Origin of the sequence: Candidatus Hakubella thermalkaliphila (assembly GCF_013281975.1) — a bacterium.
GTDB lineage: Bacteria > Actinomycetota > Humimicrobiia > Hakubellales > Hakubellaceae > Hakubella > Hakubella thermalkaliphila.
Map to the genome: position 1 here is coordinate 25,328 of NZ_BLRZ01000003.1, position 13,942 is coordinate 39,269.

The 13,942-nt window shown below is 51.5% G+C and carries 14 protein-coding genes; all 14 read right to left on the minus strand.

What is annotated here, in order from left to right:
• Nucleotides 1–308: 308 nt before the first annotated feature.
• Nucleotides 309–1,145, minus strand: a complete 837-nt coding sequence (locus HW443_RS00695) for an alpha/beta hydrolase (protein WP_176230976.1) — start codon at nt 1,143–1,145, stop codon at nt 309–311.
• A gap of 320 nt (nt 1,146–1,465) precedes the next feature.
• Entirely contained in the window at nt 1,466–1,780 is a 315-nt protein-coding gene (locus HW443_RS00700) for an SDR family NAD(P)-dependent oxidoreductase (protein WP_176230975.1), read from the minus strand.
• A 332-nt stretch (nt 1,781–2,112) separates the two neighbouring features.
• Nucleotides 2,113–4,791, minus strand: coding sequence for an AAA family ATPase (locus tag HW443_RS00705; RefSeq protein WP_219853494.1), 2,679 nt, complete (start codon nt 4,789–4,791; stop codon nt 2,113–2,115).
• 168 nt (nt 4,792–4,959) lie between these two features.
• Nucleotides 4,960–5,193, minus strand: a complete 234-nt coding sequence (locus tag HW443_RS00710) for a type II toxin-antitoxin system HicA family toxin (protein ID WP_176229688.1) — start codon at nt 5,191–5,193, stop codon at nt 4,960–4,962.
• On the minus strand, nt 5,190–5,420 hold the full coding sequence (locus tag HW443_RS00715) for a type II toxin-antitoxin system HicB family antitoxin (protein WP_176236697.1): 231 nt from the start codon (nt 5,418–5,420) through the stop codon (nt 5,190–5,192). The genes HW443_RS00710 and HW443_RS00715 overlap by 4 nt, the downstream gene beginning before the upstream one ends.
• 138 nt (nt 5,421–5,558) lie before the next feature.
• Entirely contained in the window at nt 5,559–6,320 is a 762-nt protein-coding gene (tpiA, locus tag HW443_RS00720; protein ID WP_176235911.1) for a triose-phosphate isomerase, read from the minus strand.
• 32 nt (nt 6,321–6,352) lie between these two features.
• Entirely contained in the window at nt 6,353–7,540 is a 1,188-nt protein-coding gene (locus tag HW443_RS00725) for a phosphoglycerate kinase (RefSeq protein WP_176235912.1), read from the minus strand.
• Between the two features lie 110 nt (nt 7,541–7,650).
• Complete coding sequence (gene gap, locus HW443_RS00730; RefSeq protein ID WP_176235913.1) at nt 7,651–8,658, minus strand: type I glyceraldehyde-3-phosphate dehydrogenase; 1,008 nt, start codon at nt 8,656–8,658, stop codon at nt 7,651–7,653.
• Nucleotides 8,659–8,833: 175 nt separating this feature from the next.
• Nucleotides 8,834–9,814 (minus strand): DNA-binding protein WhiA, encoded by a 981-nt coding sequence (gene whiA / locus HW443_RS00735; RefSeq protein WP_176231745.1) that lies wholly within the window; start codon nt 9,812–9,814, stop codon nt 8,834–8,836.
• Nucleotides 9,793–10,809: a gluconeogenesis factor YvcK family protein gene (locus HW443_RS00740; protein ID WP_176229684.1), complete on the minus strand. Its 1,017-nt coding sequence runs from the start codon at nt 10,807–10,809 to the stop codon at nt 9,793–9,795. The genes whiA and HW443_RS00740 overlap by 22 nt, the downstream gene beginning before the upstream one ends.
• Nucleotides 10,810–10,813: 4 nt before the next feature.
• A complete protein-coding gene (gene rapZ / locus HW443_RS00745) occupies nt 10,814–11,671 on the minus strand; it encodes an RNase adapter RapZ (RefSeq protein WP_176231747.1) in 858 nt (285 codons plus the stop codon).
• Between the two features lie 57 nt (nt 11,672–11,728).
• Nucleotides 11,729–12,076, minus strand: coding sequence for a phage holin family protein (locus HW443_RS00750; protein WP_176231744.1), 348 nt, complete (start codon nt 12,074–12,076; stop codon nt 11,729–11,731).
• A gap of 154 nt (nt 12,077–12,230) precedes the next feature.
• Nucleotides 12,231–12,740: a methylated-DNA--[protein]-cysteine S-methyltransferase gene (locus tag HW443_RS00755; RefSeq protein WP_176231743.1), complete on the minus strand. Its 510-nt coding sequence runs from the start codon at nt 12,738–12,740 to the stop codon at nt 12,231–12,233.
• Between the two features lie 72 nt (nt 12,741–12,812).
• Nucleotides 12,813–13,942, minus strand: a 1,130-nt coding sequence (gene uvrC / locus HW443_RS00760) for an excinuclease ABC subunit UvrC (protein WP_176237822.1), incomplete at its 5' end; no start/stop codon positions are given.

The window sequence follows — 13,942 nt, forward strand, 5'->3', positions numbered from 1 at the left end:
ATTTTTCAAGTACTAATTTTGGCATCGCTGCAAAAAACAGATTTTTGATCAATTTGCCACCTGATTTAGCTTCGGAAAAGGGTGCTAAAGATTCGCTTTTCGACCTTTTTGGCAGGAACGCCAATTTTGCTTTAACAACTTATCCTTCTCTGTCTCTGCACTTTTCCACAAGGGAAGCATCCAAAATTCCCTGATGAGTTCAGGCTCTTTTAACTCCCCTCACTGCTACCTGGAGAAGATACAACTATCTTGCCAAAAATGACTGGATTCTAGACGTCTCCTTGACATCTTCTTCGATTATTACAGAATCATCCATCTAGTTTTCTCAACCAGTCCGCCAGGCGACCCAGCGGGTTCTCCTTTTCAGTCTCATTGAAAATCTCGTGGTACATCTCCTCAAAGATGTAACATTCTTTGTCCCTGGAACCGACTTTCTCAAAGAACTCTCTTGAAGCTTTGAGGTCAGTTATTTGGTCAGCTCCTCCAGCCAGGAGCAGAAGTGGTGCTCTTATGGTCTTAGCTTTCTCAAAGAGGATGGCAAAATTTTTGGTCAGCTCAGCTCCGAATCTGGCCGTGCCGACATTATATGCTAGTGGATCTTGGCGATACTCGCGAACCACTGATTCATCATGGCTTAGGGCAGTTTCATCGACCGGGTTCTTGAAAGAGAAAGTCGGCCAGATCCTAGAAATAACCTTTCCGACAAAAATCTTTATTCTTGGCATTTTTTTCCAGCCAAATAAAGGCGAACTCAGAATCAGGCTAGTGATATCCGGCTGGTACTCTTGAACATATCTGGCAACAATCAGGCCGCCCATACTATGGCCCAGGAGATGAACTCTTAGACAACCTGGTTCCCTGATCCAGTTTAGCATTTGATCAAGATCGGAGAGATAGTCAGAAAAACGCTCAACATGAACTGGTCTTCCTTCGCTTCGGCCGTGGCCGCGCAGATCGGGAGCAAAAACCGAGTAACCTTGCTCCCCAAGAAACTTAGTGAGATGCAAATATCTGCCACTATGCTCGCAGGCTCCATGCAAGATCAAAACAGCTTTTCCAGATTCTCTTCTAGCTGCTCTAAAAAGTATTTTCTTGCCATCTAACCGGGAAACAAAATAGCCCGCAGTAGCGGCAACCTCATTCATTAAAGAGCCTCCTCTTTCTCTATTGGAATAATAAAAGGGAGCTCTGCTTTGTTTTTCGGAAAATAAATGCGGCTCCCAGCACCCTGGCCTTTAAGGAGCATGGTGTGGCTTTCTGCCCAGGCTTATACCATTGTATATGAAACCTTTTGGCAAAAGAAAGGATCCAGCCTCCTCTCACTTCTCTACTTGGGACACTTTTGGCAGGAGAGATGAGATGAGTTTCTTTTGGCTTTCTTATTTGATATCTTTACTTTATCCTCGGTGTGCACTCTTTAGAAATACTTTCAGTCGAAACAGCTGGCTTCCTGTAAGGCTAAAACTTAAGAGTTTAATGCCTCTTCTGGGGAGGTGTCTTCAATGGCTCCAGCCAAAGCACAGCCAGCATTGTTGATTAAGACATCAATTCCTCCGGTTTTGTTTAGGATTGCCTGCACCGCCTCATTTACTGACTCATCGATTGTAACGTCCATTCTAATGGTATGGAATTGGCCATTTGTTTCTAGCAAATTGGCTGGTGGGAAATAACGGCTCGTGCCAAAGACGGTGTAGCCCCTTTCGCTTAAATACTTGGCGCAGGATTTGCCAATTCCAGACGATGCGCCGGTAACCAACACTACCTTTCCATTTCTTTCCATACAAATACCTCCCTATTTTTTCGCGACTTAAACGAGGTAAGTCCGAAAATTCCTGCAAAGAGAGAGGCTTCGATTATCCTTTTAAGTTAGAAGAACAACCAAGAAGGGTAGACCGAAGCCCATGAAAAAGATACTACCGAGCCAGAGAGGAGTCCATCTTTTTTGTTGATACCACACCCATTGTGAAAACCAATTTTCTTCCTCCCTTTGAGATCCCCGATCTTCCCACTCGAAGGAGAAAAGAGGATCTACAAGTAGCGGATGAAGGCAGCGAAGATGGATAACCCACTCTTTAATTGGAACATTAACTACTCGCCGTCTTGAAAGCAGGCCTAACGTGCCAGAGCAATCCTCATTTGCTCGTACTGCGCCAGCCTCTCCTGACTAATCGAAGGTGGGGTTTGTCTCACCCGTTCCGTAAGGTGCTTCATCGTTACCGGGATCTCACAACCTTCGCTCAGCGTCTCTCGCACAGCGTCCATGGCTGCTGCGGTGCAAATAGCCACGATATCTGCTCCACTATAGCCGTGAGTTATCTCAGCCAACCGCCCCCAGTCCACATCGGGGTCCAGCGGCTTGTTGGCCAGCTCCATCTCAAAAAGCCTGGTCCGTGCTACCTGATCTGGTGGTGGCACGTAGATAAGCCGGTCGAAGCGACCTGGTCGTAATATCGCCGGGTCCAGATCCTCCGGCCGGTTGGTAGCGGCAACTACTACCACACCTCTCAGTTCCTCCACTCCGTCCATCTCGGTCAGCAACTGCGTAAGTAGCTCCGTCCTGCGTTGCCCCCCATACCGCAGTCCCGCCAGCCCATCAATTTCGTCAAAAAATAGCACGCAGGGTGCATTTTCTCGCGCCCGGTCAAAAAGACCCCGCAGCTTGGCTTCGGAGGCCCCGACAGTCCCGGTCAGAAGCTCCGGCCCCTTTACATGCAAGAAATGGGCGTTGGCCTGGCTGGCTACTACCTTGGCCAGGTAGGTCTTGCCACAACCGGGCGGCCCAAAAAGTAACACCCCTTTGGGCACTTTGATTCCGTAGCGAGTCAGCACGGCCGGGTGGGCCAGGGGCCATTCGATGCTCTCGCGCAGGACCTGCTTCACTTGGTCCAGCCCACTGACGTCATCCCAGGTCAGCCTGCTCTTTTCAATGACCTCCTCCCGCACCACTTTCTCAGAACGTCGGCTATAGGCATCAGCAATTCTCTCATACAGGCGTAACATGTCGAAGGAGACTGAGGGCTTGGTGCCTTCGATCACCCGCAGTAAATCTGCCATGGTAATTGCCGTGGTACTGCTTACTGCACCCTGTCCCAGTACCTTGCGAGCTGCCTCATCGCAAACAGCCCGGATATCGGCACCGGTAAATCGCTCCGTCTGGGCCGCCAGGCGATCCAGGTCAACATCCTCGGCTAGCGGCCGATTTTTAAGGTAGCGGGAGAAGATTTGTCGACGCGCCTCCTGTCCTGGCGGGCCCACATAGATGATTTTGTCAAAGCGACCCGGACGCAAGGCTGCTGGATCAATAAGGTCCGGTCGATTAGTAGCGCCAAGGAGGAGCAGCCCATCTATGTCCGCCACACCATCCGTCTGAGCTAAAAAGGTGTCTACAATACCCAATTCTGGCGCATCAGCGCGGGACATTTGGTCCCGGCGGGGTAAGATAGCCTCCAGCTCGTCAAAGAAGAGTACCACCGGCCGGCTCTCCTGCGCCCCCCGGAAGATCCGTCGCAGATTTGCCTCCGATTCACCAAACCACTTGCTGGTGAATTCCGTACCACTGACCCGGATGAATGTCGCCCCCGCCTGGCTGGCGATGACCTGTCCCAGGTGAGTCTTCCCTGTCCCCGGTGGACCGTAGAGGAGAATCCCTCTAGCAGGTGCGATATGCATGCGGCTTAGGGCTGCCCGGAACCTGGAATCAAATTGGGAGCGGATAGCCTCCATTACCTCGGCCTTGATGTCCTGGATGCCGGCCAGGTCGTCCCAGGAGGCACCTGGCCTCCCTAAGGACGGAGGCGGTACCTTTTCTGTAGCAACCGGAGTGGTGCTCTCAATCTCGATCTTGACTGGGCGTTGCGCCCGAGCATCCATGTTCTCCAAGTGAGAGGCAAAGAAGAACACTGTCACCCCACCTGCACTGGCAGCCAAAGCCAGGCCAACGACAGCAGCGCCAGCAAGTTCCACCCCGGCCAACTGGTCAAGCAGCAGGATCTGGCCGACCACCAGCGTAGCTGCGCCTGCTCCAATTGCCAGGGCGCGGCGGGCAGTCCAGTCAAAGCGAGAGCCGGCCATGATGCGAGCTACCATGTAAGCAGCCAGAGCCCAAAGCAGAATCTGGGCTGCCAAAAGGGGGCTCTTCCACAAGGGACTGAGCAGGCTCACAATCAAGTCTATCGTAGCCCTGGCAGTCAGATTGTGTACCGCGGTCACTAGCCAGTCTGGCGATAGAGGAGCCTCCGGCGGCGTGGGAGGAAGCTTAACCAGAGATTGAGTTACTCCAATCCTGAGTGGGCCTAGCGACTCCTGACCACCCAGGATTCCCAGCATTGTCGACACCAGACAGGCAATCCCGGCCAGGAACGGCCCGCGACGCGACCCCTGAAACCCGGCAGCCAGAGGGACAACCAAGAGAAGGGGACCCAGAGCAGGGAACTGATAGACCACAGCGAGCAGGGCCAAGAGCAAGAACCCTGTCGGTGTTAGAATTCGGAATCGTTTAACAATCAACCACAGTAGCAAAAATAGTACAGCCAGCGGCAGGGAAACCCAGGCGATAGGGAGTACCAGCGAAGTCAGGGAGGCTGTAATACCAAGAGCCGGCCGGTAGAGATACAGGGAAATAATGGCTGCAACAATAACCCAGACCCAAAGGGATGGGAAGAATCCCAGAGCATCAAGAGTAAGGTAGGTGAAAGCACCCACCAGCACTGCCGGACTGCCCACCAGGATGACGTCATAGTATTTCAAGGGGAGATTTATGGGTCTCTTTCTCACTGCCTTTTGAACCGCCAATTTCTAAACCCAGCCAATTTTTAATTCCCTAGAAACGGCTTCCTATTGTTCCAATGACCACTCCTCGGTATTCCAGAAGGAAGAGTGCGAATTGCCTCGGAAACATCTAGAAACCCTATGATTTCTAACTACCGCCCCATGCCAGAGTTCACTAATTGGCCATACCCATTACCTCAGAAGCTCTTTGAACTCCTTCACCGTAAGGTGGGCTCCCCGCAAAATTGCTCTGAGGGTGCCGGGTTTGACATCCTTTGACCCATGTACTGGTACGATGGCTCTTCGCATAAGGTCGTGTTTGTGCACTACAACGGCGTGGCTTCCCCTATGGCGCTTGACGAAAAACTCAGCCTTCTCTAACGCCCGAATAACTTCCCTCCCGTTAGCCTGGGGGAGTTCGGTCATACCGCCACTTCCACTTCCCTGACCTCGACTGCGCCAGGCCCCTCGGGCAGGGGAAGGTTGTCATCCTTTAGGCTCCAAAGGTAGAGCTCGATAGCCTCCCGGATGTTAGCCAGAGCTTCCTCTCTGGTCTCCCCCTGACTTGCACAGCCAGGGAGGGCAGGGACATAGATGGAGTAGCCCCCGTCCCTCTCCTCTTCGAGTACTACGCGAAAGATGTGCCTTTCCATGTTTTCTCAACTCCCTTTCAGATTTAGGAAATCCTCAAAATAGTTTCAAAGGAATCACCCATGCGCCGCGGCGCACCACGTCGCATGAAAATTGTGTTATTATTTTCAAGGGAGAAAGATAACACGTCTTCGCCCACCCTATTCTTCATATCTCACAATCCTGGCGAACTCATCAGCGGAAAGGCTGGCTCCACCCACCAGTACCCCATCTACCTCCGGCCCGGCCATGAGCTCTTTTATGTTGCTGGCTTTGACACTCCCCCCGTACTGAATGCGAATCTTCTGGAACCCTGGCTCGGAAAAGATACAGGCCACTATCCTTCGGATATGGCCGGCCATCTCATTGGCATCCTCAGGAGAGGCTGTCCTCCCTGTTCCGATGGCCCAGATGGGCTCATAGGCGATCACCATATCCCCCAGCCTGTCCTCCGGTACGCTCTGCAGGCAGTTGACCACCTGATCTTCTACATACCTGGCTGCCTGGCCCTTCTCCCGGATCTCCAGAGGCTCACCCACACACATTATCGGTCTCATGCCCTGGGCCAGGACAGCCAGAACTTTCTTATTCACATCCTGATCCGATTCCTTGAAGTATTGCCTCCTCTCAGAATGGCCGACGATCACGTAGTCCACGTGCAACGCTTTGAGCATGAGGGGTGATATTTCTCCAGTGAAAGCTCCTTCTTCCTCGAAGTAGACATCCTGGGCCCCTAATTTGAAGTTCATTTTGTCCATTCCAATGACAGTCTGAATACTCCGCAGGGCAGTAAAGGGTGGACAGACCACCACTTCCACTCCGGAAACGTCGCTCACCTCATACCACAAACTCTGAACCAGCTTCACGGCCTCCAGGTGGGTCTTATACATCTTCCAGTTGCCAGCGATGATGGGTATTCTCATGACCTTACCTGGCCTCTCTCTATTCTATCTTGTTATTGACTATCCTCTAGCGCTTCCACCCCGGGTAAGCTCTCCCCTCCCAACAACTCCAGGGAAGCCCCCCCGCCAGTGGAGATGTGATCTATCTGGTCCTCTACCCCGTACTTTCCGATAGCCGCCAGGGTATCTCCGCCGCCCGCCACAGTATAGGCTTCGGATTGAGCAACCGCCTCTGCCACTCTCCTGGTGCCCCCCTCGAAATTTCCCCACTCAAAAACGCCCATGGGGCCGTTCCAGAAGACCGTCCTGGCTTCTGTGATCTCCTGACAGAATTTATCCGCCGTTCTGGGCCCGATATCCAGACCCATCCAATCTGGTGGGATAGAACCTACATTAACGGTGGCATAGCTGGCATCCTCTTTAAACCCATCCGCCACCACCAGGTCTTCGGGCAGAAGGATTTTCACTCTGTTCCGCTCTCCTTTAGCCAGTACATCCCGACAATAGCTCACCAGCTCCTGCTCACAAATAGATCGTCCGATCTCGTAGCCCTGAGCCTTCAGGAAGGTAAAGCACATTCCTCCTCCAATGAGAAGAGCGTCGGCCACTTCCAGGAAGCGGTCCATAATCTTAAGCTTATCGGAGACCTTGCTTCCTCCCAGAATCACCACAAAAGGTTTTTGGGGAGACTTCAGAAGAGAATAGAGGGCTTTTAGTTCCGACTCCATCAGAAATCCAGCCACCGAGGGCAGGTAACGGGTGACTCCTACTACAGAAGCGTGGGCCCGATGGGCAGCGCCAAAGGCATCATTCACATAGATGTCGGCCAGACTGGCCAGATTGCGGGCCAGGGTGTCATCGTTCTTCTCCTCCCCGGGATCGAAACGGAGATTTTCTAGAAGGATGATCTCCCTCTCCTTCATATTTCTGACCTCCGCGGCTACTTGAGGAGAATATATAGCGTCCATCTTCTTGACCTTTACCCCTAAAAGGGATTCCAGCTCCCGAGCTACTGAATCCAGCCGATACTTGTCCACCACCTGGCCCTTGGGGCGCCCCAGATGGGACATAAGAATGATCCTGGCATCTTTCTCCAATAGATATTTTAGGGTAGGTAGAGATCGCTTGATCCTGGTGTTGTCGGTAACCTCTCCCCGATCATTGAGAGGAACATTGTAGTCTACCCGCACCAGAACCCGCTTGCCCTCCAGGTCTACATCCCGGATGGTCTTTTTATTCATATCTTCACCTTCTCATTCATAGGTACGTTCAAGGAGACTAAAGAGAGGCCTTTTCTTTCCTGTCTGTCGCTCCTCTTTTGCTGCGCAGTGAAATTTGCTTTTGCTTCTCCCTATTCCATACTTTCAGCGATGTATTTAATGAGATCCACCACTCTGCAGGAAAAGCCCCACTCGTTATCATACCAGGAGAGAACCTTGACCATGTCTCCGATTTTTAAAGTAGACTGAGCATCAAAGACGGCAGAGTGGGGGTTGCCAATAACATCGACGGACACCAGAGGATCCTCAGTGTAGTCCAAAATTCCTCGATATTTCTCGCTCTGGGAGGCCTCCTTCATGGCCCGGTTCACATCCTCTACGGTGAAATCCTTCTCCAGCACAGCCACCAGGTCCACGATGGATCCGTCGGCCACAGGGACCCGCATGGCCATGCCGTGCATTTTACCAGACAGTTCGGGAATGACCTGACCGATAGCTTTGGCTGCCCCAGTAGAGGTAGGTATGATAGAGAGCCCGGCCGCCCTTGCTCTCCGGAGGTCTTTGTGAGGAAGGTCCAGAATTCTCTGGTCATTGGTATAAGCATGAATAGTAGTCATGAACCCCCTGGCAATGCCGAAATTATCAAGCAGTACCTTGGCTATGGGGACCAGACAGTTAGTGGTACAGGAGGCATTGGAGATTATGCTATGTTTCTTAGGATCATATTTGTCCTCATTAACGCCCATAACAATGGTCAGGTCTGGCTCTTTAGCCGGAGCGGTCACGATAACCTTCTCGGCTCCCGCACTGATATGTTTTTCGGCGTTAGCTCGATCTGTAAAGAGCCCCGTAGACTCCACCACGATCTCAATGCCCAGTTCGGCCCAGGGCAGATTAGCCGGGTTTCTTTCCGAGATGACCTTTACCCTGGTATCATCTACCACGATATTGTCTCCATCGGCATATACCTTGGCCTTCAAAATCCCATGCACGGAGTCGTACTTGAGAAGATGAGCCAAAGTCTGGGAGTCGGTCAGATCATTGACCACCACGAAGTCTATATCTTCGCAGTTCATCCCCGCTCGGAACACACTTCTCCCCACACGACCAAATCCATTGATACCTACCTTTACCGCCATTTCCTAACCTCCTTATAGATTTGGGTGAAGTTGACCCAGGAATTCCGACCTGGGCCAAAGACATTCTTGCTTATCATACCTGCCCAGGGAAGTTTAGGCAAGAGAGATTCATTCGCCCGGAGGCATCTACAATTCCACGAAATGGCTCCGACTTACCAGGAAATTTCTATGCTTCTTAGCCGCTCTCTTGGTCTTGTGGGATACCCGTGTCTCTCAGCCTACTGCCCCGCAATCCACTGGCTATCCGGCAGATCCGCCTGAACCGGTGGTTGACCGCGGACTTACTGGCAGAATGATTTAGCATTCGACCTATCTCTGCTATAGAAGCCTGCGGATTTTTTAAGCGGGTAAGAGCTACCTCCCGCAGGCCAGGGGGGATTTTGTTCAGCCCCAGCGTCCTGTCGATCTTCCTTATTTCCTCAATCTGTCTCTGGGCCGCAAGGACCGTCCTTTTGACATTAGCAGTGTCGCAATTGACCAGCCGATTGACTTCGTTCTTTATCTCCTTGATGATTCTCACATCTTCAAAGCCCAGGAGAGTGCGGTGAGCTCCTATTAGAGCCAGAAAGGACAGGATTTTGTCCATGTCTTTGAGATAGAGAATCTCCTTGTCTTTCTTCCTGTAACTTGAGGCAGGCAGAGAGAACCTGGCCAGAAGTTTGACCAAATCTTCTATTAACTCCTCACTGGGAGAAGAAATCTCCAAATGATGTGCTTTCTCCGGGCTGCTCAAATATCCGCCACCCAGGAAGGCCCCCCGAAGATAAGAGGTAGCACAGCAGCTCTGCCTGATCTGCCGGAGCAAAATCCCTCCTGTAAGAAAGAACCTGTCATCCAGGATGCCCAGCTCGTTCAGGGCCTGGGGAAGACTCGGCTGGTTTTGGATGAGAATCAGGTAGCGATTCCTCTTCCGGAGTTTTTGCTCCTTCTCTATCATAAGCTGAGGAGTCAGGTTAAATGTTCCCTTCAGCAATTTGATTATCTTCCGGGAGATGGCAGCGTTATCGCAGTCAAGACTGAGAGAGATGGACCCTTCACCACCAAGATGTAGGCTACCTCTGAACCTGACCAGAGCTGAGAGCTCAGCCATCCTGCAGCATGACCTCCCAGAAATATAGCGGGCTAGCTCTTTCTTTACTTCCCGAGAGAAGGACATGGGGCACTCCTTTCTGGTTCGGTCAGTCTCTTAAGCACTCTGGCCAGCTTAAGGGGGTCATGGCGGACAAAATTAGAAAAGTTGACTACATCCTTGAGGATCACCTCCACCCCCATTTCCTCTAGCCTGGAGGAATCAAAATCCACAGCCACAGCTCCCTCCAGGGCATAGGCCTCCCTCAGCCTCCTGGGAATGGGAGAATTGTTGACCATGACTATGTCCAGGGTGAGGCCTGGACAATGTTCCAAGAGTTTACTCAGGTGATCCTCTGCTCTATAGCCATTTGTCTCGCCCGGTTGAGTCATGACATTGCAGACATATATCTTTTGGGCCCTGGAAGCTCCTATGGCTTCAGCAATGTCCGGAATCAGAAGATTGGGTATGATGCTGGTAAACAGGCTGCCGGGACCGATAATAATCTGATCGGCCTCCATCAGCGCCTGGACGGCCTCCGGGACGGGAGAAACTTCTCCAGGCCGGAGAAAGACTCTCTTTATGGGATGCTCGGACCTCATAATCCTGGACTGGCCTTCTACAATAGTATTGTTATCCAACTCGGCCAGCAGCACCACTTTTTCGGTAGTAGAAGGGTAGACCCTGCCTTTGATCTTCAGGATCTTGCTGGCCTGCCTTATGGCAGTTAAAAAGTCCCCGCTTATGTCTGTCAAAGCCGCTATGAGAAGATTGCCGATGCTGTGCCCTTTCAGACCCTCTCCCTGTTGAAATCTATACTGGAAGAGAGAGCTCATCAAAGACTCTTCCTCGGCCAGAGCCACTATGCAGTTACGGATGTCTCCGGGCGGCAGGATACCCATCTCTTTTCTCAGCCGTCCGGAGCTACCGCCATCGTCGGCCACCGTGACCACTGCTGTGATATCTGGAGTGTAAGTCTTAACTCCTCTCAACAGCGTGGAGAGACCTGTGCCTCCTCCTATGACCACTACTCTGGGATGGCTTTTTCTTCTTTTCCTGGAGGAGCTCTGTCGGGCAACCATTTTCTTATTTCTTGTTTATGTCGCGATGCACCAGGTTGATCCCATAGCCCATCTCTCTCATGATTTTGACCAGCTCCTCAGCTACTACTACAGAACGATGTCTCCCCCCGGTGCAGCCAATGGCGATAGTCAGATAGCTCTTTCCCTCGATCTCATATTGGGGAATGAGATATTCTAGCAACTGTCGAAAGAGCTCAAAGAACCTGGCGGTTTCTGGCCTCTGGACTACAAACTCGTAGACTTCCTGGTCTTTGCCACTCTTGGGACGAAGCCGATCCAGATAGTAGGGATTGGGCAGAAATCGGACATCCAGAACCAGATCGGCATCGGTAGGAATGCCGAACTTGTAGCCAAAAGAGATCACCGATATCTGCAGCTTTTTCTCCTCTACCCCAAAGAGGATGGTTTCAGCTATTTTCTCATGAAGCTCTCGAGCAGTCAGATTGGAGGTGTCAATTACTATATCCGCTATGTCCCGAACAGCACTCAATCTTTTTCTCTCTTCTTTGATGGCATCGACGATCCTCCCAGTTGTGGCTAAGGGATGGCGCCGCCTGGTTTCCTTAAACCTCTTAACCAGGGTCTGATCTGAAGCCTCCAGAAAGAGAATTTGATAACCTATCTCTTCTCTTTTCAGGGCCATCAAGGCATCGAAGAGATGATCGAAGTAGTCTCCGCTCCTCACGTCTATGACCAGAGCCACCCTTTTGATCTTGCTGCCCGGCAAGGAGAATATGTGGGCCAGGTTCTGGATCAAGGAGGAGGGGAGATTATCTATGCAGAAATAGCCGGCATCTTCCAGACATCGCATGGTCTCAGATCTTCCAGCACCAGAAAGTCCGGTAATGATTACAATTCTCAGATCCTTCTCATTTCCAGACATATCTATCATCTCTACTTATTATCCATCCCTATTTGCTTATTCCCGGGAGAGCATCCTGGTCAGAACCATGCTTATAAGGCTGATGATGAGAGAGGCCAGGAAAGCTCCCCAAAGACCATGAACTACAAAGCCGGGGACAATCAGACCCACCAGGTAGATCATCAGAGCATTGATGACCAGAGCGAAAAGGCCCAAAGTTAGAACGGTAATGGGAAGAGCTATCAGGGCCACGATGGGCCGAACAAAGGTATTGACCAGGCCCAGGACCAGGGCAGCCACCACAGCCACAATAAATCTATCACCCCTCAGCTCCACCAGAGCCGGGGGTAAGAGATAGGTAGTAAGCAGAATGGCCAGAGTCAAAGCTATCCATCTGGCAAACACCTCGGTCCCCCTCTCCCTCCCTTGAAAATAACACAATTTTCACGCGACGTGGTGCGCCGCGGTGCATGGGCGATTCCTTCTAACTCCTAAGAACCCCTGGAACCCCCTCTTATGTTCTGTCCAACCAGCCCATCCACCTGGATTCCCCATCCCATCAGTCCTTCACTCTCACCCCTTCCATCTCCAGCAGTCTTTTCTTCCATTCCGGGTCAGGACCGTATCCTCCGAGTCTCCCGTCGGACATGATCACCCGATGGCAGGGAATTACGAGAGGTACCCGATTGGAACTCATAATACTGCCAATGGCCCGAGGGGTGGTCTTCTTGGAGGTAGCGTGAGCCAGGTATCCATAGCTGCAGCTCTCCCCATATTTTACCTTTCTGAGAGCCTGAAAGACTAATTTTCTGAGCTCTGGGTAGTCTTCATCATATACCTTCACGTCGTCGAACTCCACCCTCAGGCCTCTAAAATATTCCTCTACCCTCTGTGCCAGTAGTGAACGGCTGTTAGTGGGAAGGACTTTCTCCTTAACCAACTGGCTAAGCTGGGAGAAAAGGTATCGATCTCCCAGAGGAAGATGCAGTTGTCTCACTCTGTCATTTTGAAAGAGGATAAGACCGGTACCGTACTGAGTTTCGTAAACATCGTAGACTATAGCCTCCATAGCAGTCTCCTTGCCTCATCCCAGACTTTTTGTGAGATCTCTGACAAAGTCCCTGCTTCCACTTTAACCTATCTAAAATCGATGAAAATGTCTGAAAATGCTTTCAGCCACGGCGCGGGGTATTCCCTTGACCGCATAGAGCTCTTCCAGCGTAGCCTCTACCACTTCCTGAAACGAGCCAAAATGGTCCACAAGAAGCTGCTTGCGCTTCTCCCCCAGCCCGGGAATCTCATCCAATATGGATCGAATGGTGTCCGCATCTCTTAACTTACGATGATAGCTGAGAGCGAAGCGGTGGGCCTCATCCCTGACCCTCTGCAGCAGCTTGAGAGCTTCGGAATCCGGAGGGAGGGACAGGGACCGATCTTCATCTACCTTATAGATCTCCTCCATTCTTTTGGCCAGGCCGATAATAGGAAGATTTTCCAGGCTCATCTCCATAAGTCTTTTTCTGGAAACCGAGAGTTGTCCCTTGCCACCATCTACTACTATCAGATCGGGGATCTTTTTGAAAGAGCTGTCCCACGGGGAAGTCTGGTCCAGCCAGCGGCCAAACCGACGGCCGATTACCTCTGCCAGCATGGCGTAGTCGTCCTGGCCATCTACGGTTTTGATCCTGAACCTCTTATAGTCGCTCTTCTTAGATCTGCCCTCCTCAAAAACTACCATGGAACCCACGGAGCTCTGGCCCATAATAGTGGAGATATCGTAGCCTTCGATGCGTCGCGGAAAACGGGGGAGATCCAGAATTTCCTTCAGTTCCACCAGCACACCGCTCTCCGACTCCTTCTCTGTCCTCCTTTTCTCAGCCAGGAAATCCAGATCATAGTAGGCATTCTCGGCAGCCATCTCCATAAGTCTCTTTTTCTCTCCTTTAAGGGGAACGGATACCCTAACCCGCGAGCCTCTTTCCTGGGTCAGCCACTGTTCGATGAGTTCTCTATCCTCTATGTCGGTGGACACCAGAATTTCCTGAGGGACAAAAGGAGTCTCCTGGTAATGGAGTTTTAAGAAGGAGGAAAGATAGACCCGCTCCTCAACTCCCTTTACTCCTTCCAGAAGGAAATGGTCCCGGGCCACCATTTTTCCTCCTCGGGTGGAGAAAAGTTCAATGCAGGCAATTTCTTCTTTGTGGGCCGAGGCAATTATGTCCAGGTCCATTTCCTCATCCGTCCTGTACTTATGTCCGTGAATCATGTGTT